Consider the following 22,628-nt stretch of genomic DNA (forward strand, 5'->3'; position numbering starts at 1 on the left):
CTGGAGGAACACCCACCGCAGGCTGGCGGGGTGCCGCGGTCGTCAGCCGCCCGACTTCCTCCTGAATTCGCGCTTGCCGCCCACCTTGCCGTGGGTGTGGCCCTGGCCGCGGTCCGCCTCGACGCCCTGCGCGGCCGACAGGTGCTCTGCCGCCTTCTTGCGCTCGAGGGCCTGACGCATGGCCTCCTTGGGATCCAACTTCTCTGTGGGTTGTTCTGACTCTGACATGCGGCCCAGCCTACGCGGACGGCGATGGGGCCGCGGCCCAACCGTCGCTCGCTCCCCCGCCCCCTCGGAGGCCTGGCCTCCCCCCTCGTGCACGACACGCCGTCCGACCCGCTCTCCATGCGCACATGCGACGGCGAGAGGCAGGTGCGACGGCGTGTCGTGCACCCAGGTGCGGGCCGCATCAGGGCGGCACCCTGCTGGATGTATGGTTCACCACCTGCTGGATGTATGGATCGCCACCTGCTCGACTATGGTTCGCGACCGCGGATCGCCCCTCACCCCTCTCCCGAGACTCCTTCCGAGTGAGATTCCGGGGAGATAGGGCACATACGGGGCCATCTCCCCGGATTCTCACTCTCTTCGTCGCCGCCAGGACCGTGGGCCCCCGGCGGGGGCCTCGTGCCCGCCAAGTAGTCTCAGTCTCGTGACGCAGCTCTCCGATTCCCTCGATTTCTCGCACGGCCCCGCCTGGCGCAACCGCCTCGCACTGGCGCCGCTCACCAACAAGCAGTCCAACCCCGACGGCACGCTCTCGGACACCGAGATCAACTGGTTGCTCGCCCGCGCCCGCCACGGCTTCGGCATGGTGATGACCGCCGCCGCGTACGTGGCGCAGCCCGGCAAGGCCTGGAACGGGCAGCTCGGAATCAGCGACGAGTCACACCTGGCTGGTCTCGAGCGGCTGGCCGCGGGCATCCGCGAAGCTGGGGCCGCGTCGCTGGTCCAGATCCACCACGGCGGCGCGAAGGCAGACCCGGACGCATCCGGCGAGCCCGCCGTCGGTCCCTTCGACGACGCCAGCACGGGCGCGAGGGCGCTCAGCACGGCCGAGATCGAGGACGTGGTGGCCCGATTCGCGGCAGCCGCCGCCCTTGCCGAGCAGGCCGGATTCGACGGCGTCCAGCTGCATGGGGCCCACGGCTACCTGCTGTGCCAGTTCCTGGACGCGCACAACACCCGCGAGGACGGCTACGGTGGCGACCTCCACGGCAGGTCGCGGATCATCCGCGAGACCATCGCCGCCGTGCGCGCGGCCACCTCGTCGGACTTCCACCTCGGACTCCGGCTCTCGACGGAACGATTCGGCCTGAGTACCCCCGAGATCGCACAGCTCAGTGGCGAGCTGATGGCCGAGGGCGGCCTCGACCACCTCGACCTGTCCCTGTGGGACGTCACCAAGCTCCCCGAGGGGGCGGCCGACGGCGACGCCCCGCTGGTCAGCCACTTCGTCGACCTTCCCCGCGGAGGCACCAGGCTCGGGATCGCGGGCAAGGTGGGCAGCGGCCCCACCGCGACCGCCGCGCTGGTCACCGGCGTCGACTTCGTCGTGGTCGGGCGCGCCGCCATCGCAGACCAGCGGATCGCCGAACGGATCCTGGCCGACGCCCACTACCCCGGGCCGTCGTTCCCCGTCTCCAAGCAGGAGCTCCGCGACAACTGCGTGGGCGAGCCCTTCGTCGAGTACTTCTCGACCGGGTGGCCACAGCTCGTGGCCAGCTGACGGCCGTGCGCGCGCTGATCGCCAGCGGCACCGGCCGCTACGCGGACCCGTGGCACCCCTTCGACCGGACCACGCCCAGTATCGCCGGGGCGCTCGTCGAGGCCGGCTTCATCGTCGAGGTCGACCACGACGTCGACCACGCCATGACCAGCCTCGACGGTGTGGACCTAGTGGTGGTCAATGCCGGCGACCCGTGGGCGGACACCGACCACCGTCTCTCTCCCGATGCCCCGGGACCCGCCGGGCTGGCGGCCGCACTCGACCGGGGCATCGGTGTGCTGGCGGTTCACATCGCGGTGGCGAGCCTCCGCGACTACCCGGACTGGGCGGCCGCCGTCGGCGCGATCTGGGTGCCCGGGCAGTCCTGGCACCCACCGCTCGACACCGCGACAACCCGGCGCGTCCCGATCGAGGAGAGCGGCCGGCCCAGCGAGTTCCGGGTGGAGGACGAGCGCTACCTCAGCCTTCAGTTCGTGGGCTGGAGCCACGTGGTGGCCACTCACGCCGGCCCCGACGGCCCAGAGCCCACCGCCTGGATCCGCCGGCACGGCGCGGCGCGGATCGCCGTCGACCTCCTCGGGCACGACGAGCGCTCCTACGATTCGGCGGGCCACCGCGACCTCCTCCGGGACCTCGCCGTCTGGTCGGCCAGCGGCTCGGGTCCGCTGCACCACCCCTGACGCCTGCCCCTGCTCCTGGGCCCTGAAGGGTCGCGAACGACCTGACAAGGGTCTCGACATGCGTTGAGTCAGATGGCAGGCTGAACCATGGACTCTACCCAGGTGCTGGTCAGAGCGGCGGCGGACGTCCTGGAGGCGCCGGCAGCGGGTATCGCACGCACACGGCTGGCTGCGGCTCTCCGCGACGCGACCGGCACCGACATCGTGTCGCGGGTGAGTTTCACCCGCCGTTCGGTGAGCTTCTTCGTCGACGGCGCCCCGCCAGCGCCGCCGCCACACCTCCTGCCCACCCCAGCAGACCTCGCTCTGCATCCGCTCACGCGCTTCCACGCCGCCGTCGGCTCAGCCACCCCGGCTCTGATGGTGGACGCGCTGCGGTCCGGCCTCGGTCTTCTCCCCTCCACACGAGGCGTCATCGAACGCCTCGGGCTGAGCATCCACCAGCTGAGCGTGCCACTCGACCCGATGTCGACAGCGGCCCCATACACGGGGTGGGTCCTTGTCTCCGACGACCGGATCTCCGAGCGCGCCGTCGAGACGATGTCGGTGTTCCAGCCGCTGCTGCGAGCGCTTGACCGCCACATCGGCGCCCTCGCCACCGTCGGCGAGACCCCTGATGAGGTCAGCCTCACGCCCCGCGAGAAGGTGGTGCTTGAGCTCCTGGCCGATGGGCTCACCGCCCAGGCGATGGCCAGCCGTCTGGCGGTGTCGCGGCGGACGGTCCACAAACACCTCGAACATCTCTACAAGAAGCTCGGGGCCACAGACCGGCTCACCGCGGTGCTTTGGGCGCAGGGGCGGGGATGGCTCCCCGCCCCCATGCCGTCAGGTCAGTCCGGCAGCTCCGACGCGCACTCGGCCACGTAGCCAAGGAGCGATTCCGTCAGAGACCCGAATTGCGCCTCAGTGAGGTAGCTGAACGGCTTGGGCGCCTTGCCCTTGGCGTATGCGCCGCCGCCGGTGATCGCCTTGGAGTGGATGAGGGGCTCCTGCTCGAGGCCCTCTGCCTCCATGAACTCCTGAACCGCGGTGTCGGCGGCCCAGCCGCAGGCCTCCTTGAGGTGGTCGGGGATGAGGAACTCAGCGCCCATGTCGCTCAGCGACACCCACGCGGTCCCTCCCGCCAGGTGGTGCTGGTAGGCGGCGTCTGCCCATTGGTCCTTGTAGCAGTGGTGTGCGGAGGCCACCGTGGTGGTCCCCAGCAGGATGACGGCGCTGGCCGCCGCCGTCTTCAGCAAGATCCTCTTCGCGCTCATGGTGAGCTCCCCTCTCGTGTCGGGCCCGCTGTCCGGGCGTGGCACCACACTCCCCCAGCGGGGGCGCACGGGAAATACGCACAGGTGCGTATCCCGCTCAGGGCAGCACAGGCAGCTGGTCGTCGAGGCCGGGGTAGGAGTCCTGGGCTCCGGGCCGCGTGCAGGCGAAGGCGCCCACACGCGAGGCGAAGCGGGCCGCGTCGACCAGCGTCTCGCCCGCGGCGAGGCGGGAGACGAGTGCGCCCACGAACGCATCACCTGCTCCGGTGGAGTCGACGGCGGTGACCGGGGCCGACGGGACGGCGGTGAGTTCGGTGTCGCGGCCGACGACGAGCGAGCCCTGTGCGCCCAGCGTCATCACCACGGAGGCCACCCCTGCGCCGACCAGGGCACGCGCCGCCTCAGAGTGGGCGTCCTGCTGAGAGGCCTCGCGTTCAGGGCCCAGCATCGCGAGGACCAGCCCCGCCTCGTGCTCGTTGACCACGAGGGGATCGGCGCGACGGATGACCTCCAGCGGGAGGGCGGTCACGGGAGCCAGGTTCAGGACGAAGCGGCCGGCGGTCAGCTCCGCGGCCCGGACTGTGCCGGAGGCCGGGATCTCGCCCTGCGCGACGACGACGTCCGCGGCCCGGATCGTGTCGGCCGCCTCATCGACGAATGCCGTGTCGACGTGCCCGTTCGCACCCGGCACCACGATGATGGAGTTCTCGCCCACCGCGTCGACCACGACGATGGCCAGCCCCGTCGGTCCAGGAACGATCCCCAGGTGCGTCCGGTCGAGCCCGGCCGCGATGATCCCGGACAGCGCCACCTCGGCGTTCGCGTCGTCACCCACGGCGCCCACCATCGCGACGGTAGCCCCGAGCCGGGCGGCAGCGACCGCCTGATTGGCGCCCTTCCCGCCGGGGCGCATCGACGCGTCCCGGCCCGGCAGCGTCTCCCCCGGGGTGGGGTGCCTGGCCACCTCGACGGAGAGGTCCGCGTTGATCGACCCCACCACCACGACGGTGCCCGGCATGGTCTCGGCCAGGGGCTCCGAAGGCGAGGTCATGGGGGCGTCGGCCGGCCCAGCAGGGCCTGCGCCGTCGGCTCGTCGGTGACCAGCACGTCAAGGTAGCGGCCGGCGATGGCGCCGCGGATGGCCTCCACCTTCTCGGCCCCGGCGGCCACACCCACCACGTTCGGCAGGGCCCGCAGCTCGGCGAGGCTGAGCGAGACCGAGCGGTCCGAGGCGGACCCGGAGATCTCCTCGCCGCGCCGCCCGAACCAGTGCCCAAGCATGTCGCCCACCGCCCCGGCGGCGGCGTAGGCCGCGACGTCGTCGTCGGTCACCATCCCCGTCCGCACCGCGGATCCGCCCGGCCGCACCGCGCCGACGCCGGTGAGGGTGAGCGTGGCGCTCCGGGCGAGGTCGAACACCTGCGCGACGGCGTCCTCCGTCCTCAGCGACTCCGCCAGCTCCGCGCTGGAGACGAACATCGGCGACGGCACGGCGCGGAGGCGACGAACCGCCGCGGGGTTCTCGGAGACGAGTTCGGCGACGTTGTCGATGGTGCCGGCGGCCGAGGCCAGCGTCACGCCGTCGAGCGACTCTGCCGAGAGCATGGTGAGCGCGCGTGCGACGGTGTCGCTCCACCCGACCCCCACGACGACGCCGGGATGCAGGTAGCGCCTGGCGTAGGCCGCGAGCGCGGCCGCGACCCTCTCGTTGGTGCGCTCCCGGCTCATCGGCCCGCTGAGCATGGGCACGACGACCGCATCGGTCAGCGGCGTCCGCTCGCGCAGCTGGGTGGCCAGGCCGAGGGCGGCCAGGTAGTTGGCGTCCATCTCGATCCGCACGATGCCCTGCTGGCGCGCCGTCTCGAGCAGCCGTCCCACCGTCTGCCGCGACACATAGAGCCGCGCAGCCACCTGCGCCTGCGTCAGGCCGTCCTCGTAGTAGAGCCAGGCCGCGCGGACGGCGAGGTCGAGATCGCCTGCTTCCGGGGTCAGCATCGCGCCCGGCCTCCTTCGTCGACCACCCCGGCGGCAGCGCCGTGGGCGGATGCCCAATTGCCTGCCGATAGCTTCTCACGGGGGCGACGCTGGCATAGATTCGAGGGCAATACAGCACACAGTCATGCTCGACGAAGGAGTAGCAGTGACGGAGTTCCCGGCCACGCAGCACGCCATCCAGATCACCGGGGTGGATGAGTTCATCCACAATCCGGCCAAGCCGGTCGACCCCGTCGGCCCCACCCAGCTGCTGCTCAAGGTCGAGTCCTGCGGCATCTGCTTCAGCGACACCAAGCTCCTCCACGCCTTCGATTCCCACCCTCGCAAGGCCGAGGTGGTCTCCGGCATCGACCTCGACGCCCTTGCCGAGATCCCCAGCTACCACCCCGGCTCCGCGCCCGTCGTGCCCGGGCACGAGCCGGTGGCCCGCATCGTCGCCGTCGGCGACCAGGTGACCCACTTCGCCGTCGGCGATCGTGTGCTCGTCCAGGCCGACTGGAAGCACCTCAAGACCCCCGCCTCCAACGGCGCCTTCGGGTACAACTTCGACGGCGCCCTGCAGGAGTACGTCGTCGTCGACGAGCGCTGCGTGGTTGCGCCCGACGGCGAGAAGTTCCTCATCCACGTCACCGACGGCCCGTCCGCCGCGGCCGTGGGCCTCATCGAGCCTTGGGCCACCGTCGAGGGTTCGTACGCGTGGGCTGAGCGCAACCATCCAAAGGCCGGCGGCCGGATGCTCGTGGTGGCCGACGGTGAGGTCGAGGGTGTCGCGGCCCTGACCGCCCTGTACGCGCCCGAGGTGATCGTGCAGCAGGACCCTGCCGACGTGGAGACCCTTGCCGGGGAGGGCTTCGACGACATCATCTACCGCGGCCACGACGTCCGGGTCATCGAGCGTCTCGGCGGGCTGCTCGGCATGCGCGGGGTGCTGTGCGTGGTGCTCGACGGGGGCCGCATCGACGGCCCGGTCCAGCTCGACATCGGCCGCGTGCACTACGACTTCATCCGCTTCTGCGGCACCACCGGCTCCGACCCGGCCGACGGGTACGCCTGGATCCCCGCCAACGGCGAGATCCGCGAGGGCGACAAGGTGGCCATCATCGGCGCCGCCGGACCCATGGGGCAGATGCACACCATCCGCGCGCTGACGTCGGGGATCGCGGGGATCTCGGTGGCCGGCACCGACCTGAGCGACGACCGCCTGGCGCACCTCGAGTCGCTGACCCGGCCGGTCGCGGAGAAGGCGGGCATCGAGCTCACCATCATCAACACCGGCACCACCAAGCTCGAGCCCGGCTACACCCACCTCTCCTGCATGGTCCCCGTGCCGGCGCTGGTGGCCCAGGCCGTGGATCTGGCAGCCGAAGGCGCAATCATCAACGCATTCGCCGGCATCCCGGCCGGCACCACAGGTGAGTTCGACCTGCAGGGCATCATCGAGCGACGCATCTTCATGCTCGGCACCAGCGGATCGGACGTGTCCGACATGCGCACGGTGCTGCGGAAGATCGAGGAGGGGATCATCGACACCCACATCTCCCTCGACGCGGTCACCGGCATGGCCGGTTTCCGTGACGCCATCGAGTCGGTGATGAACCGCACCTCGGGCGGCAAGATCATGGTCTACCCGTCGCTGCACGACCTCCCTCTGACCCGCCTCGTGGACATGGCGGAGAAGCTGCCGCACGTCGCGGCGAAGCTGAACAACGGCGTGTGGACGAAGGAAGCGGAGGAGGAGCTGCTGAACTCCGCCGGCTGAGCCAGCCAGGGCGCGCAGCGCCCAGCTGCGTCGAAGCCCCTCGCACCTGGTTCACGCAACTGACATGATGACCCCGCCAGGGAGAGGAGACCGATGACCAACGTGTGCGTCATCCCCGTCCGCGGGGGTTCCAAGGGAATACCGCGCAAGAACCTGCTGCCGATCGCGGGCAAGCCCCTCGTGGTGTGGACTATCGAACAGGCCCTCGCCGTGCCAGGACTGAGGGTGATCGTCTCGACCGAGGACGCCGAGATCGCCGCCGTGTCCCGCGACGCCGGCGCCGAAGTGATCGATCGCCCCACCGAGCTCGCCCAGGACACGACGGCCTCCGAACCCGTGATCGGGCACGCCATCGCGACGCTGACCGAACGCGGCGAGCGGCCCGACGTGGTGATGTTCCTACAGGCCACCTCGCCGGTCAGGCTGCCCGGCACCCTGGCCCGGGCGCTGGCCGAGTTCGAGGCGTCCGGGGCCGACTCGCTCTTGTCTGTCGTGCCCGAGACGCCGTTCCTGTGGAATCCCGGCCACCCGGCGACGGCGGACTATGACTTCACCCGTCGCCCCCGCCGGCAGGACATCGCCCCTGCGGGCATGAAGTACCGCGAGAACGGCTCGCTCTACGTGACACGCACCGAGATTTACGAGACCCTGCACAACCGCTTGGGCGGTCACATCGAACTGTTCGTCCTCGACGAGGTCGAGGCAATCGACATCGACACCCCAGCGGATTTCGCCCGCGCCGAGCAGGTCCTCAGAAGCATCGATGCAGATGCAGCGAGACCAGTCACCGGCCACACATCAGGCATCTGATCCAAAGGTCGGGCCGATTATGGCCGAACGTCTATGCCCTCTAGGATCTGAACAAGATTGGAGCCTGCGAAGCCGGGGCCGCGAAGCGCAAGCGATTCATGTGCGAGACGAGCGAAACCGGGGGGAGTTCACCCTCACATCGCACCGTTCCATGTCGACTCCTATGGGGGGAGCGAAGTCCACATGACCATCCGCGAAGTCTCGGCAGCCCAAGCGCATGCCATTCCTTACCGCTTCGGCGCGACCAAGCTTGGGTCGCTCAGACTGCCCGGCAACATCGCCGTCCCAACCCAGGTCCTCGGCCTCCTGGTTCTCGACGCACTCCTCCTCGCATGTGCCACCGGCGTCGCGCTGTGGGGCAGGTCCCAACTGGGGTTCCTCCCCGACGCCGCCGATGTGGAAGCCAACGTCCGGCCGTGGGCCGTGGTTCTCACCCTGGGATGGCTGACTGCACTGGGCATCAGCGGGGCTTATCAGACCCGGTTCCTGGGTGCCGGAATGCTCGAGTACCGCCGCGTCCTGAACGCCTCCGTGGTGGTGGCCGCCGTCGTCGGCATCGGTGCCTACCTCCTGCAGTACCCCCTGTCGCGGGGCTTCTTCGTGCTGCTCTTCCTCGTGGGCATCCCACTGCTGCTGGTCGGCCGGCTGGGCATGCGTCGCGGCCTCCACACCGCCCGCATGAAGGGCCATCTGATGACGCCCACTCTGATCGCCGGGGATGAGGCCCACATCGACGACCTCGCCCGCGTCCTGCGGCGCGAAAGCTGGCTGGGATTCGAGATCGTCGGCGCACTCTCCAGCACCCCGCAGGGCGCTTACACCGCGGGTGGGATTCCTGTGGTGGGAAGTCCCGAGGAAGCCCCCGTCGTCCTGCGCACCATGGGCGCCGCGGCCGTCATCTTCGCCACTGGCTCCTTCCCGCGGGCTCACATGTTCAACCGCATGGCCCGTGAGCTGGAAGACCACGACGCCCAGATGATCGTGGTCCCGGCCCTGACTGACATTTCGGCCGAACGCCTGCAGGTGCGCCCAGTGGCCGGGATGCCTCTCGTTCACGTCGAGCAGCCGCGGGCTCAGCACGCATCTCGCTGGCTCAAGCGGATCTTCGACGTCGCCGGCTCGGGAGCGTTGCTGTTCCTCTCCCTTCCCCTCACCGTCGCAGTGGCCACCGCGGTCAAACTTGAGGACTCCGGCCCGGTGTTCTTCAAACAGACCCGGGTGGGCCTCAAGGGCGAGCCCTTCAGCTTCTACAAGTTCCGTTCCATGGCCACCGACGCCGAGGAGCGTCTCCAAGCGCTCTTGGCAGAGAACGGTTCGGACGGCGAGGTCCTGTTCAAGATGACCCACGACCCGCGGATCACCCGTGTGGGCAGATTCATCAGGCGCTACTCGATTGATGAGATCCCGCAGTTCTGGAACGTCCTGCGCGGCGAAATGAGTCTGGTCGGCCCCCGCCCCGCCCTCCCCCACGAGGTTGAGCGGTACGACGATCACGTCCTGCGCCGTCTGGACGTCCGCCCCGGCCTGACGGGCCTGTGGCAGGTGTCCGGCCGCTCAGACCTCCCGTGGGAGGATACGGTGCGCCTCGACCTGTACTACGTGGACAACTGGTCGATGCTGCAGGACCTGACGATCCTGGGCCGGACGGTGACCGCAGTGCTGGCCTCGCGCGGCGCCTACTGAGGGCTCAGGTCCGTCACTTTCCACGTGTCCCGTTTCGGATGTGCAGGTGGCCGGACGAAGTAGCTCAACCGCCCCTGCCATGGCTTAGGCTCTCGAGGACGGAGGCGGCAGGCGGCCGCGGGGGGCTTTGAGGGTGAGGCTTTGACAGGATCGGATGACTCAACCGGCACCGTAGTTCGGCGCGAGCCGGGCCCACGGGCGACGCGGGATCGCTCCCTCGACGTGGCGCGCGGGCTCGCGATCATCGGGGTGGTCGTCGGGCACGCGTTACGAGGGCTATTCGCCGCTGGGCTCGCTGACCCGGCGCAGCCGGTCTGGGCTTTCATGGATCGGGCGCTCTACCTTCTGCACCTCCCGGTCTTTGCCTTCGCGACGGGGCTCCTCATGCCGCGCCCCGTCGAGCGCGACGGGCAGGCGCGCTACCTCCGCGAACGACTCTCCTTGCTCCTATACCTGTTCCTGCTCTGGACCCTCATCGAGGGCACGGCAGAGGTCTTGACATCGTCGGTCAAGAACGTCCCCGTGACCTGGGTGGAGGTGCTGAGCATCTGGACACCCCTGGGCCCACTGTGGTTCCTGCCGCTCCTCATGTTGGCGACCGTTGTGGTCGTGGTCCTCGCGCCGTGGCGCGGCCCTGTCTGTCAGGGTTGGGTGAGGCCAGCGGTTCATAGCAAGTCCGCTCGACAGGGCTAGATCAAGGATCGTCCAACCATGAGCATTTCGACACTGTCTTCCCGACCGGCTGTCACCACCGATGATGGGGTGATGACCGATTCTGTACCCGGCCCTCGTGCGGGTGGCCCGACCCGGCGGCGGGTGTTCACCCCGGCCGAGAAGTTGTCCCATCTGGCCGCCTACGACGCCGCATCGCAGCAAGGCCAGGGTGGCGCCTACCTGCGTGCCGAGGGCCTGTACTCCTCACACATGACCGAGTGGCGACGGCTCCGTGACGCCGGGATCTTGGAAGGCAAAGCACCCGGCCAGAAGGTTGGACGGCCCAGCAAGGACCAGACCGAGATCGCCCGGCTCCGCCGCGAGCTCGACCTGGCGCAACGACGCCTGGCCCGCACCAAGACGGCCCTGGACATCATGGGAAAAGCACACGCGCTCTTGGAGGACATCTCCGAGAGCGCGGAGACCGAGAAGCCGCGCAGCACGTCCTGATGGGCGCCTACGACGACCTGATCGCTGCGGGGACCACGACCCGCGACGCAGCCACCCTCACCGGCGTCCCTCGTTCCACCGCCACCCGCCGCCACGACCATCCGACCCTGCTGATCCGGGAGCCGACAGCTCCGGTGAACGCGTTGAGCAAGGCAGAGCGGGAACATGTCCTGGAGGTCCTCAACACGGCAGAGTTCGTCGACCAATCCCCGACCGCGGTCTACGCCACCCTCCTGGCACGCGGCCAATACCTGTGTTCACCAGCCACGATGTACCGGATCCTGGCCGCGAACGCCCAGGTCAAGGAACGCCGCCGCCAAGCCCGCCACCCCGCCCGGGCCCGACCGGAGCTGACCGCAACCGGCCCAGCGCAGGTGTACTCGTGGGACATCACCAAGCTCCACGGGCCGGTCAAGGGCTCCTACTTCGACGCCTACGTGATGATCGACATCTACTCCCGCTACATCGTTGGCGCCCACGTCCACACCCACGAGTCCGGACCCCTGGCCGAGGAAATGATCAAAGAAGTCTTCGGCGTCCACGGCGTCCACGCCGACCGCGGCACCTCCAAGACCGTCGCGACCCTGCTCGCCGACCTGCACGTCACCCGCTCCCACTCCCGCCCCCACGTGTCCAACGACAACCCCTACTCCGAAGCCTGGTTCAAGACCCTCAAGTACGCCCCCGCGTTCCCCGACCGGTTCGGCACCCTCGGAGACGCCCGCGCCTTCCTCACCGAATTCGTCGACTGGTACAACCACGCCCACCAGCACGCCGGCATCGGCCTGCACACCCCCGCCGACGTCCACTACGGCCTCGCCAGCGCCACCCAAGCCCGACGATCCGCGACCCTGGCCGAGGCCCGCACCAGCCACCCCGAACGCTTCACCACCACCACCGACCCGAAGATCCTCAACCTCCCCCAGACCGTCTGGATCAACCAGCCCGAAGCCCCGCCCCCAGCAGCCGCCTAACTCCCACTGGCCCCACCCACCTTGACAAGTTCCGCGGTGGACGGCTTCGTCTAGTCGCCGTGACCCTCACAGTGCTTGCAAGTGTGGCGTTCTGGGGATGGGAAGGCCAGTACGCCTTCACGAGGGTGTTGCCGCTCGTTGCTTGGTTCGTTCTCGGAGCCTTGGTGACGTTCGAACGGTTCACCCAATGGGCGGCAACGTCCCGATCCTCGGCCTTGGTGGTGATCTTTGCGGCCGGCGGAGTGGTGTGGTTATCGGCGGCATCCGTGCCGTGGGTGACAGTCCCAACCATCATCGACCCCGACCGGGGACTCGTGTCGGTGTTGGCCGGCGTGGCCGGTGTGCTGGGCGCGTTAGCGGCCACGCTAGCCGCGTCTATCCTCCTGGCTCGGCTTCAGACGTCGGGGGGCGTCCTTGGCTATCCCGGGCGCCTTTCCCATCAGATCTACCTGTCCCACGTCATCTTCACGGCCGGCACCCGCGTCGCGCTGGTCCGCATCGGCATCGTCGACCCGGCAACCCATCTGGCCCTCGGCACTGCGGCAGGAATCGCCGGGCCTTTGGTGCTCGAACAGGTGACGCGCGGCTTGCCCTGGCTCTTCGCTCCCCCGTGTGCCACCAGGAGAGCGGCCACCACAGTCGCGGGCCCCCGCCATGGGTAGCACCCTGGCACAGCACTCCGAGCCCGTCCCGTTAGGATCAGGGACCATGTCGAGCCCACCCAACAGCCAGCCGACGCGTGCCCGCCTTCGGGACCTCCAAGGCCTGCGCGCAATCGCCGTGCTTGCGGTCATGGCCGGACACGCGGGGCTCGGGTTGAGCGGTGGCTTCATCGGCGTCGATGTCTTCTTCGTCCTCTCCGGTTTCATCATCACGCTGATGCTGCTGCGGGAGCATGCCACCACTGGAACCATCTCCTTCCGCCGCTTCTACATCCGCCGGATCAAACGGCTCGCACCGGCCTTGGCGGTCACCAGCATCGCCACGGTGCTCCTGGCCCTGCTGTTCCTGTCTCCACTGGGGCCGCAGGAGACAACGTTCAAGACCGCGCTGGGCGCCACGTTCGGAGTCGCGAACTGGGTGATCGCGGCCGGCACCGGTGACTACTTCGGGACCGCGGCAGAGCGAAACGCGATGCTGCATACCTGGTCGCTGGCGGTGGAGGAGCAGTTCTACCTGGTCCTACCAGCGCTCATGCTCTTCACGCTCGCCCTGGGCTCCAAGATCGGCAAGCGGTGTGGCTGGCTCGTCCCCTTCTCGATTCTGGGGCTTCTCGCAATAGGCTCCCTCGCCTCGATCCGCGTGGGCACCGTGTTTCCCCTCGGCTACTACGGCCCGGTGACCCGAGCCTGGGAGTTCCTCGCAGGCTGCCTTCTGGCTCTCGTCATCGCCCACGTTCGACAGCTGCCCCGGATTCTCTACCCGCTGTTAGGCCTTGTCGGTCTCGGGCTGATGCTGTGGGGCCTGATCGCGATCACCCCTGAAACGCCGTTCCCAGGCAAGTGGACTCTGGTTCCTGTCGTGGCGACCCTTCTGCTGATCGTTGCAGGCCAGGGAGGCCCGAACATCGTCTCCGGGGTCCTGTCCACGAAACCCATGGTTGCCATCGGCGACTGGTCGTACTCCCTCTACCTGTGGCATTGGCCGTTCATCGTGGTGGCGAAGGCCATCTGGCCCTTCTCCAGCATGGCGCCCATCGCGGCGGCCGCGGTGTCCGTCATTCCGGCGCACCTCAGTTACCGGTACGTGGAGGAACCGTTCCGGCACCTCCAGGTCAGGGGCGTCCGTCAGGTCAGCAGGGTGGTGGCAGCCATCCTGCTCCCACCCACGGCCGCCGCCATGGCGGCGTGGCTCGTTTTCGCGCAGATCCTGACGCCCGCTTTCGGTCTGGATGAGGCCAGCGCGAAGGACCCACTGACTCCAGCAGAGGCGACGGCGGATGCCGGGCTCATTCCGTGCCGCGACCCGCTCATGCTGCAGCTCGCGAACGGCCTCTGCGGGACCACGCGGACGGGTGCACCAACCGTCCTACTTGCCGGGGACAGCCATGCGGAGCACCTGCTACCCGCGTTGACCGACGCCTTTCCCGACCTCAACCTCGAGATCATCAGCGTGCGGTCCCCCAAGCCGTTCGGCTCCAGCGCTGGAGCGCAAGCCGTCGTCGACTACGTGGCGCGTCAGCCGAATATCCGGGCCGTCGTCTACAGCCGTAATCTGGGGCGAGACGGCCGGGGCCTCTCAGAGGACGAGGAGGCCGGGATGCGGTTGACCGTCGAAGGCATGTCGAAGCTTGGCCGCCCAGTGTTTGTTCTGGACGACAACCCATTGTGGCCCCTCGACATGTTCAGCTGCACCCACCGCTTCTCGCTGGCTGTCCCCGGGATTGTGTGTGAGTGGGACCGCGATTACTTCGCGCCGCGAGAGTCCGCGATCAGGGAGGACCTGAACGGCGTCCTCCGGGACATTGAGGGTGCGAAGGTGGTGGAGGTGCACGGGGCGCTCTGCGACGCAAACGTGTGTCGCCGTGCCCAAGACGGCGAGCCCCTCTACTCCGATGCGAACCACGTGACCGCGGTGGGTGCCGCCTTGATGGTGTCGTACGCCCTCGAGCGCCACCCCGACTTCCAGGCCGCATTGAGTCATCCCTCCTGACGCCGAGGGCAGTCGCCGTCCGGAAAGATCCTGACTAGGCAATATTCGTCGCGCCTGACTCCACCACCGGCATAGGTCCCCCGCTGGACGATCAGAGCCGAATAGGATCCACATGGAGATCAGAGCTGGCATGCGCACGCCATGACCTACGACAGCGCTGACAGAATAGGAGGAAGGGATGAGACGGAACTCGGGTACCTCCGGCCTTCGTGCGCTGTTCGTGGTCCCCCACCAAGACGACGAGATGCTCACACTCGGTGCCGCTATTAAGGCCGACGTCGCCGATGGCTTCACCGTCGACGTGATCCTCGTCACCGATGGCAAGGAGGACCCTGCACGCACTGGACTGACGGCCGAGTCCCTGGGACGGATCCCTGATCAGCAGGAGTTCTCGGCCGCACGGGACCGTGAGTTCGAGGCTGGCGTACGGCAACTCGGAGGGAACCCCATCCTTCCTCCCCTCCCTGAACGCCAGCCGGACGGGGGAAGCACCGTCTCAGGAGTCATGGAGCTGGTGGTGCGGTTCGCGATGCCTGATGCCACCACCCATCTCAGAGCGACTTCGACACACGACTACCACTCCGACCACCGGAACTGTGGTGCGGCTGTCTCGTTGCTCGTCGCCAGGGGCCAGGGAACCGATCCCCGCCTCTTCATCTCCCGCTACAAGAGCCATCTGTGGCCGCGAGGCATGACGAAGATGGGAAACCACGGCGGCGTCACCTTTGAGGACCAGTGGCCATACCGCCTCAAGGCCCCGGATGACGGTTGGTGGGGCATCGGCTACGACTCCGCACCTGACTGGTTCGACTACCTCACCACCATCGACGGCGCTTCCTACTGGCACAGGCCGAAATGGCGGTCCCGCATCAGGCAGTTCGTGGGTCCTTGGGCACGAAAGTCGGGGCTGACGACGGTCATCTGGCGCCTGCAGCGCCGAGGGCGGCTGGGCTGATGGCGACGTACTTCATGGCCCCCGATCGAGCATCCGCCACGGGCGGCATCAGGATCATGTACGGCATCGCACGGGCTCTCAGAGAGAGCGGCCTAGAGGCCCGTGTCTGGCACAGCGCAAGTGCGTCCCACCCGGAAGCGATATGTGCCAACCGACTGACGTTACAGCCGGGAGACAGGATCGTCGTAGCCGAAGTGGCGCCTCCCGAGACCCGAAAAGCGCTCGAAGGCCTGCCCGTCATCGTGATCAACCAGGGCCACTACTTCACGATCGGAATCCATGCCGATTACCCGGACATTCAGGCGCCCTACCCGGGATGGCCGGACGCGGTGGCGGTCATGGCTACTTCTGAAGCCATCCACGAATACCTTAAGATGATCAAAGTCCGCACCCCTCTGCTCCCCCTTCGCCTTTACGTGGATGAAGTCTTCCTGGAACAGGACATTCCTTTCACCGAACGTGATCGGATCATCGCGTACATGCCGAGGCGGCGGGGAACAGAGCTCAACGCTCTGATCAATGCGGCAAAGCGAGCTCCGGAGTTTGAGGGCTGGTCCTACCTCCCCATCGACGGCGTGTCTACCGAGGGGGTCGCGGCGGCCTTGGGCGCGTCCAAGGTCTTCTTGCATGGCGGCATGGCTGAGGGTCTTGGGCTCCCCGGCATCGAAGCGATGGCCGCCGGTACCTTGGTGATCGGGTTCCCGGGGGATGGCGGGCGCGAGTTCTTGACCGACGATTGGGGTGTGCCTCTGCCGGACGGTCACCTAACGGAAGCGACGCTCAAGTTCCTCGACACCCTGCGGGCGATCGAACGAGATGAGGCTTCGATCGCGTCCAAGGTGCAGGCGGCCACCAACTTCGTTGGCGAACGCTACGGATGGGATGGCTTCGTTGAGAGGGTGTCGCACACACATGAGCAACTTGGGAGCGAGACTGCCATTGATAAACGAGTCGTGATCGAGCACACGACCCACGTCGCCCGCAAAGCCCAGAGCCTCCCATTACGGAAGCGGCTGGGGATGATCCGCCGCGCAATCACGCCGTGAGAGGGATCCGATGACCACTGGTCACCCGATCAACTCCCCAACGCGCCGGCTGCTGATGATCACGCAGGCCGTACCGCGCACTCACACAGGCAACGCCGGCCAAAACTACCTGTCGGCGAGAGCGCAGCACTGGCAAGGCGAGTTCGAGGTGAAGTGCCTGCTGCTGCCGGGGAGGTCGGCGAGAGAGGATCTCCCTGCTGCTCTGTGCGAGACTCACGTGCTCCAGCCATCTCATCGGAGCAAGCTCGTCCAGATTGTGAGCAACCGTATCCGCCGTACTTTTCCTGGGCTCGCGGATCCCGCAATTGCCGCGGATCTCAAACGTGATCGGCGGGCCGTCGCTTGGCTCTCCGAAGCGGACGTGGTGGTCCTCGAATGGCAAGAGATGGCTGGCCAGGCGAGGACAATCAGGAGACTGGCACCTGATGCCAGGATCGTCAGCGTCTTCCATGATGTCGTCTCCCAGAGTGTCGAACGAAAGCTCTCGCAGGCCAAAGGGCTCCGTGAGAAACTCAAACTCCGTGCGGTCCGGTCGGTCGCGCGGCTGAGCGAGCGCTGGGCCGTCGCCACGAGTGACGTCGCCGTGGTGCTCAGCACGAAGGATGCCGCCCTGCTGCCCAGGGGCAAGGCTCGCATCGCTGTGGTTCCGCCCGCGATTACCGCCCCCACGCAGCCAGCACGAGACTGCGATGCCCTAAGGGTCCTCATGGTCGCCGGGTGGAGGCAAGAGGACATAAACGGGCTGGACTGGTTTCTGGACCGTGTGCTCCCCCTTGTGAACAGGGCTGGCTTCTACCCCACTGTCCACCTCGTGGGGCGCATGCCGGAAGAGCTTCGCACCCAGTGGGCGGGCCGGTCCGTCACCATTGATGGCTTCGTCCCCGACCTCACACCTTCCTACGCGCGAGCATCCGCCGCCATAGTCCCGCTTCTGCTAGGAGCAGGGGTGAAGTTCAAGACTGTGGAAGCGATCCTGCACCGAGTTCCCCTCGTGACCACGCCAGTAGGTGCCGAGGGTGTACAGGGACTCGAGCACACGAAGCTCGTGAGCCACGACTCAGCCGAGTTCGCCGATCGCTTGGTCAGAATCTTCAAAGATCCTGTCGCTGCTCAAGAAGAAGCCGACGCCTTGGCGCAGGAGGTGGCCCAGCACCACGGCATGGATGCGTTCCGCAGAGCGATGAATGAGTTGCTCTAGGAAAGGCTCACCTCGGCGGCCCCCACCAACCCACTGCACGTGAATTGGCTGACCGCACCCGAGTCAAGCGGCTCCATCCACTGCTCTCCTTCTCAGGGCTTCGCGATATGCAGCAATCCACTGCTCCACGACAACGGCGCCCGAGGTCGCGGCAGCGTTGCGAAGCGCAGCCACCGACAGCTCGGCCCTCAGGCTCCCATCATCCATCACCCTTCGCAGCGCTTCCGCCAACTGGTCCACGTCGCCCAACTCCACGAGGAGACCGCCCTCGCCCACTGCTTCCCGAATCCCTCCTGGGCAGTCATAGGAAACGGTCGGCACGCCGCAGGAGGCCGCCTCGAGAACCACCATTGGGTAGCCCTCGAACTTCGACGCCAGCGCAAGTATCCCCGCGGATTGCAGCACCGCTGTCGGATTGTCTGTTAGTCCCTCCAAGAAGATGTTGGGCTCATTGGTCACCAGGGCTTGCAGTTTCCGTCGCTCCGGGCCCGACCCATGGATGTGCAGTGACCAGTCTCGGCGCCCAGCGCGACGAAACGCCTCGACAATGTGCGGGATCTGCTTCTCCTCCGAGAGCCTGCCCAGATAGACGACGCGCTTCTCCGGACTTCCAACCTGAATCGGGGGTGAGGCATTCGGAATGAGGATGGGTTCAGCTCCTCTGGCAAGCTGGTCACGGCTCTCAGCGTCCAATACATGCACAAAATCGACATTCGGAAGCTGCGACAAGACCTCGGCCTGTAAGCCCGCGGCGCACGAGGTGAACGACGAGTGCATCTGAAGCACCCTCACCGCAGTCCTGGGCGCGGCCACGCTTGCGAACTCAAGAGCTCGTGGGCTCGCCGCGATGAGCAGCCCTCCGTCGCCCATTCGCGCCATGAAGCGTTTCATCGCGACCTTGACACCCGCTCGCCACAAAGGCGTGATCGCGTGCCTGGGAGCACGCAGATACCACTTCGAGAGTTCGTATCCATCCATCTCCGTGGTGAAACGCCGCAACCTCCTCGGTTGGAACACGTTGAAGCGTCTTTCGAACTCGTCATCCACATGATCCAGGACCACGTAGGACACGGGAATGTTGAGACGCTCGAACTCTGAACCCACTGCGGTGACCGCAGTCGGTACCCCGCCGGGTCGAGTGAGGTTTTCGACGACGAAGATGATGCTTCTTGGCAACGCTTCCTGCATGGCTACTGATAGTCCTGGAAATCGAGAAGCAGGTCGTCGTCCTGTCTCACGTGTGACAGGTATTTCAACTGGAGCGGGTGAAGCACGCCTCCCAGCAGTCGGGTCCAGGAAACCGGATAGCCCTGAGGCTCACCACGGATACCGCCCGGGTACTCGGCTGCTTGAGGGCCGTAGTAGTCCATCCGGCGCTCCACCTCACGGAGCCACTCGGCCGTCAGCGGCGTGTAGGAACGGACGAACATCGCGCCCAGACCAACGAGGCGCGGATGATGCATCGCAACATCGAAGCCAAGAGGGCCTGCTAATCGGACGACTGACGCTGCGGTCAACTCCGTGTAGCCGGTGAGCCACGCGTCGGGATCGGCGGCGGCCCGCCGGTAGGCCTCTCCCCATGAGTGCAGCGGGGCCTTGATACCTGAGTAGCCACCGCCGTGATGATGCATGAGGTAGGCCTGAAGGTAGTCCGACCGATGGACGAGGGACAGATGCTCGTAGGCGGGATGAATTGGGTGTCCGTCCACCACCCAGTCGCGGAGGTTGTCGGGGGTGACCAGCTCGACCGGGAGGCCAACAGTCTCCCTCATCCGTGCGAGGTTCCGTGCCCGGTTAGGTGTCAATTGATTCGCGCCAGTCCAGGCCACCAGGATGCGCCGGGGCAGTTCGCTGGGGTGATTTAACTGAGGTGGCTCACGGAAGAGGAAGGTCCGCCGATAGCGCTCCCGCTTGAACGCATAGGGGCGGGTCTTGGAGTAAGGCCCAGCCGCCACCGTCGCGGCTCCGAACTTGACGGAGCGAGCAGCGATCTTGCCTCGCTTGGCTGCGACGAAACCGACATGCTTCATTTGTCGCGCGACGTCCAACAGCCTTGAGCGAATCGACATGCTGAGATAGTACGGGACTGCTGCACGTCTTGGTGACAGGTTGGGTTAGGCGGCCTGGAGGGCCGTTGTGGTCATGATGGTCTCGTATTCGATGGGGGTCAACCGGGCGAGTCGGGTTTGTCTGCGGCGGCGGTGGTAGGTCCGTTCGATCCAGGTGATGATCTCCAGCCTGAGGTCTTGCCGGGTGGCCCACCTTCGTCGGTTCAGCACGTTCTTCTGCAGCAGAGCGAAGAACGATTCCATTGCGGCGTTGTCACCGGCGGACCCGACCTGTCCCATCGACCCTGCCAAGCCATGGTGTCGGATCGTGGCGAGGAACCTGCGGGACCGAGATTGAGACCCGCGGTCGGAATGGACGATGCAGCCGGCGACGTCACCGCGCCGTGCGACTGCCATGTTCAGGGCGTCGACCGCGAGCCGGGCCTGCATCCGGTCACTGATGGAGTAGCCGACGATGCGGTTGGAGAACACGTCCTTGATGGCGCACAGGTAGATCTTCCCTTCACCGGTGTGGTGTTCGGTGATGTCGGTCAGCCACAGCTGGTTCGGCTTGGCAGCGGTGAACTTGCGTTCGATCAGGTCGTCGTGGGCGGGAGGGCCGGGTTTCTTGCCGCTTGCGCCGCGCTTCTTCCCGAACGCAGACCACCACCGGTTCGCCGCGCAGATCCGCCACACCGTCCGGTCACAGCGCTGGTGGCCCAGGCTGCGGACCTCGTCTGCCAGGAGGCGATACCCGAACTCCGGGTCGTCGCGGTGAGCGTCGAACAGGGCGTTGGCTAGATAGGCGTCGTCGAGTTCACGGTAGCTGACCGGTGCGCTCAGCCAGCGGTAGTAGGGCTGGCGGGCGAGCTTGAGGACCCGACACGTGACCGTGACGGGGATCCCGTCGGCGGCCAGCTCACGCACGAGCGGGTACATCATTTTCCCGGCAGGTTCGCCTGCGACAGATACGCAGCCGCCCTGCGCAGGACCTCGTTCTCCTGCTCCAGCAGCCGGTTGCGGCGCTTCAACTCCCGCAACTCCGCTGCCTCAGCGCCGGTGACTCCCGGCCGGTGACCGTCTGCGACGTCGGCCTTGGCGAGCCAGTTGCGCAGACAGGACTCGCTGATGCCGAAGTCCTTGGCGATCTGGGAGAGCGGGGACTCGCCGCGACGGGCCACCGCAACCACGTCGTCTCGGAACTCCTTGGGATGGGCTTTGGGCATGGTCTACATCCTTCCAGCAGGACCTCACGGCCCCACACATTGGATGTCACCTATTCATGCAGCAGTCCCTACGCATCCGTTCTGGAGGGCGGGCGCGCGACTCGGTCGCCCCACGGTCAGGTGGGCGGTCGGCTAGCATGCATGAAATGGTCCATCGAGCTCGATCGTGTCTTCGACGGCAACCCAGGATGGGGGCTTCATAGTGACCCGGTCTGGACGACGACCCAACCACGATGTCAAGGTGCTCATCCTCGGCGGCGATCATCGCCAAGGGCCTTACGGGGTCGACCGCCTACCTCGCTTTGGCTTCGCGCCTTCCGGCGTGCCGCCGCTCCGGAATCGTTACGCGAAGAAGGCGCGGGACGTCGTTGAACACCGAAGCGGAATCCTGCTTGATCTACCGTTGAGGAGCGCGCCACTCGCGTTTGGTACAGACCTCACACTCGGGCTCCTTGAACCATCCAGTCGCTTCGCCGCCTCAATGCGTCGACGCCGTGTTCCACCCTACGGCGATCACCCCATGGTCATGATCACTTGCTGGCTGAGCGAATGGATCCGTCAAGCTCCCCCGGAGGGTCGACAACGCCTTGTGCGCCAGTATGGCGGGGCGGATCTCTTGCTGCCGTTGAGCCGCAATCAAGTGGATATCTTGGTCGATGCGGGCTTTCGGGAGGACCAGGTAGCCCCCATCCCCTTCGGCTGCGCGCCCGGACTGTTCGCGGGGCCGGAGTTGGAACGAGACATTGATGTTCTCGCGGCCGGGTTCGACGCGGGGCGAGACTACGAGACCTTCTTCGCGGGCATTAGCAGGCTCCCCGTCACCGTGGACCTTCTGTGCAGCCCCAGGAATCTCGAGGGCCTCCAAGTCCCGTCGAACGTGAGAGTTCATGGGGTGGTTCCCTACGATCGCTATCGCCACATGATGCGCCGGTCAAAGATCGTGGCCGTCCCAACCCGAGAACTTGCCTATCCCACTGGTCAATCTGTGGCTCTGGACGCCGCAGCGGCGGGCGCTGCTCTCGCTGTTACTGGGACGACCCCACTCAAGGAGTACTTCTCAGAAGACAATGCCGTCCTAATCTCTCCCGGGGACTCCAACGGCTGGGGTGAGGCACTAGCCTCCCTCCTTGCGAACCGAACCCGCCGAGAGGCCCTCGCGGCGGCCGCGGGCATCCACGTCCGCACGAACCACGACTACGACAACATGTGGATCGCTTTCACCAGACAACTGCGGGCCCATGGGCTACCCGCGCCGCAGTCAGACTCGCCGGCGTGAGGGGTTGCCATAGGTCGTACTACCATCGGCTACCAGGACGGCTAGGCGACGGAGGGGTGGCGCCAGTGATCACCGCATGCTCGACCGAAGCTCCGATCAGACCTCAAGGACTTCCGATGACGCGACGACATACCCCGCAGTGCTGTTGTGACGACCCCGCCCGACACGGGGGGAGGG

21 protein-coding genes are annotated in these 22,628 nt (G+C 67.0%); 14 read left to right on the forward strand and 7 right to left on the reverse strand.

The features are described 5' to 3' along the window. Positions 1–42 precede the first annotated feature (42 nt). A complete protein-coding gene (locus H5399_RS12700) occupies positions 43–228 on the reverse strand; it encodes a DUF5302 domain-containing protein (RefSeq protein WP_182783192.1) in 186 nt (61 codons plus the stop codon). Between the two features lie 424 nt (positions 229–652). Here H5399_RS12700 and H5399_RS12705 point away from each other — a divergent pair, with 424 nt between their 5' ends. The 3 genes from H5399_RS12705 to H5399_RS12715 all read left to right on the forward strand — a co-directional run bounded on the left by H5399_RS12705 (position 653) and on the right by H5399_RS12715 (position 3,276). Further along, positions 653–1,729, forward strand: coding sequence for an NADH:flavin oxidoreductase (locus tag H5399_RS12705; RefSeq protein ID WP_182783191.1), 1,077 nt, complete (start codon positions 653–655; stop codon positions 1,727–1,729). Next, positions 1,705–2,409 carry a ThuA domain-containing protein gene (locus tag H5399_RS12710; protein WP_182783190.1) on the forward strand — a complete coding sequence of 235 codons (705 nt, stop codon included), beginning with the start codon at positions 1,705–1,707 and terminating at the stop codon, positions 2,407–2,409. Before H5399_RS12705 ends, H5399_RS12710 begins: the two co-directional genes overlap by 25 nt. 87 nt (positions 2,410–2,496) lie before the next feature. Beyond that, positions 2,497–3,276 carry a helix-turn-helix transcriptional regulator gene (locus H5399_RS12715; RefSeq protein WP_182783189.1) on the forward strand — a complete coding sequence of 260 codons (780 nt, stop codon included), beginning with the start codon at positions 2,497–2,499 and terminating at the stop codon, positions 3,274–3,276. On the opposite strand, the gene H5399_RS12720 is transcribed toward H5399_RS12715, so the two are convergent. The 3 genes from H5399_RS12720 to H5399_RS12730 form a co-directional block, all read right to left on the reverse strand. Continuing rightward, positions 3,240–3,665, reverse strand: coding sequence for a hypothetical protein (locus H5399_RS12720; RefSeq protein ID WP_182783188.1), 426 nt, complete (start codon positions 3,663–3,665; stop codon positions 3,240–3,242). The two genes, H5399_RS12715 and H5399_RS12720, sit on opposite strands and share 37 nt — an antisense overlap. 97 nt (positions 3,666–3,762) lie before the next feature. Beyond that, positions 3,763–4,716: a ribokinase gene (locus H5399_RS12725; RefSeq protein WP_255422276.1), complete on the reverse strand. Its 954-nt coding sequence runs from the start codon at positions 4,714–4,716 to the stop codon at positions 3,763–3,765. Then, positions 4,713–5,660 carry a sugar-binding transcriptional regulator gene (locus H5399_RS12730; protein WP_182783187.1) on the reverse strand — a complete coding sequence of 316 codons (948 nt, stop codon included), beginning with the start codon at positions 5,658–5,660 and terminating at the stop codon, positions 4,713–4,715. Before H5399_RS12730 ends, H5399_RS12725 begins: the two co-directional genes overlap by 4 nt. Positions 5,661–5,805: 145 nt before the next feature. Between H5399_RS12730 and H5399_RS12735 the strand changes: the two genes are divergently transcribed. The 10 genes from H5399_RS12735 to H5399_RS12780 all read left to right on the forward strand — a co-directional run bounded on the left by H5399_RS12735 (position 5,806) and on the right by H5399_RS12780 (position 17,901). Then, positions 5,806–7,419: an alcohol dehydrogenase catalytic domain-containing protein gene (locus H5399_RS12735; RefSeq protein WP_182783186.1), complete on the forward strand. Its 1,614-nt coding sequence runs from the start codon at positions 5,806–5,808 to the stop codon at positions 7,417–7,419. A 93-nt stretch (positions 7,420–7,512) separates the two neighbouring features. Continuing rightward, positions 7,513–8,229 (forward strand): cytidylyltransferase domain-containing protein, encoded by a 717-nt coding sequence (locus H5399_RS12740; protein WP_182783185.1) that lies wholly within the window; start codon positions 7,513–7,515, stop codon positions 8,227–8,229. A gap of 183 nt (positions 8,230–8,412) precedes the next feature. After that, positions 8,413–9,912 (forward strand): sugar transferase, encoded by a 1,500-nt coding sequence (locus H5399_RS12745; protein WP_182783184.1) that lies wholly within the window; start codon positions 8,413–8,415, stop codon positions 9,910–9,912. Positions 9,913–10,053: 141 nt separating this feature from the next. Continuing rightward, positions 10,054–10,605, forward strand: a complete 552-nt coding sequence (locus tag H5399_RS12750) for an acyltransferase (protein ID WP_182783183.1) — start codon at positions 10,054–10,056, stop codon at positions 10,603–10,605. Between the two features lie 72 nt (positions 10,606–10,677). Next, positions 10,678–12,050 (forward strand): integrase core domain-containing protein gene (locus tag H5399_RS12755; RefSeq protein ID WP_370585757.1). Its coding sequence is split into 2 segments: positions 10,678–11,044 and positions 11,044–12,050, totalling 1,374 coding nucleotides; codons are not numbered across the junction. Positions 12,051–12,214: 164 nt separating this feature from the next. Continuing rightward, positions 12,215–12,712, forward strand: coding sequence for a hypothetical protein (locus tag H5399_RS12760; RefSeq protein WP_182783182.1), 498 nt, complete (start codon positions 12,215–12,217; stop codon positions 12,710–12,712). 46 nt (positions 12,713–12,758) lie between these two features. Beyond that, complete coding sequence (locus H5399_RS12765; RefSeq protein WP_182783181.1) at positions 12,759–14,702, forward strand: acyltransferase family protein; 1,944 nt, start codon at positions 12,759–12,761, stop codon at positions 14,700–14,702. Between the two features lie 178 nt (positions 14,703–14,880). After that, positions 14,881–15,657, forward strand: coding sequence for a PIG-L family deacetylase (locus tag H5399_RS12770; protein WP_182783180.1), 777 nt, complete (start codon positions 14,881–14,883; stop codon positions 15,655–15,657). After that, positions 15,657–16,703 (forward strand): glycosyltransferase, encoded by a 1,047-nt coding sequence (locus H5399_RS12775; RefSeq protein WP_182783179.1) that lies wholly within the window; start codon positions 15,657–15,659, stop codon positions 16,701–16,703. The genes H5399_RS12770 and H5399_RS12775 overlap by 1 nt, the downstream gene beginning before the upstream one ends. A 10-nt stretch (positions 16,704–16,713) precedes the next feature. Then, positions 16,714–17,901 carry a glycosyltransferase gene (locus tag H5399_RS12780; protein ID WP_182783178.1) on the forward strand — a complete coding sequence of 396 codons (1,188 nt, stop codon included), beginning with the start codon at positions 16,714–16,716 and terminating at the stop codon, positions 17,899–17,901. 63 nt (positions 17,902–17,964) lie between these two features. Here the strand turns inward: H5399_RS12780 and H5399_RS12785 are convergent, their stop codons facing one another. From H5399_RS12785 to H5399_RS12795, 3 genes are all read right to left on the reverse strand, one after another. After that, the gene (locus tag H5399_RS12785; RefSeq protein ID WP_182783177.1) at positions 17,965–19,089 is read right to left on the reverse strand and encodes a glycosyltransferase; all 1,125 of its coding nucleotides are present in this window, start codon (positions 19,087–19,089) and stop codon (positions 17,965–17,967) included. Between the two features lie 2 nt (positions 19,090–19,091). Beyond that, positions 19,092–19,970, reverse strand: coding sequence for a hypothetical protein (locus tag H5399_RS12790; protein WP_182783176.1), 879 nt, complete (start codon positions 19,968–19,970; stop codon positions 19,092–19,094). A 45-nt stretch (positions 19,971–20,015) separates the two neighbouring features. Then, a protein-coding gene (locus H5399_RS12795) for an IS3 family transposase (protein ID WP_182783175.1) occupies positions 20,016–21,175 on the reverse strand; the annotation gives its coding sequence in 2 pieces (ribosomal slippage) (positions 20,016–20,894 and positions 20,897–21,175; 1,158 coding nt in all). 640 nt (positions 21,176–21,815) lie between these two features. On the opposite strand from H5399_RS12795, the gene H5399_RS12800 reads away from it, so the two are divergent. After that, on the forward strand, positions 21,816–22,451 hold the full coding sequence (locus H5399_RS12800; protein WP_182783174.1) for a glycosyltransferase: 636 nt from the start codon (positions 21,816–21,818) through the stop codon (positions 22,449–22,451). Positions 22,452–22,628: the final 177 nt, after the last annotated feature.

The sequence above is a fragment of the Tessaracoccus sp. MC1627 genome (assembly GCF_014164725.1).
Lineage (GTDB): Bacteria > Actinomycetota > Actinomycetes > Propionibacteriales > Propionibacteriaceae > Arachnia.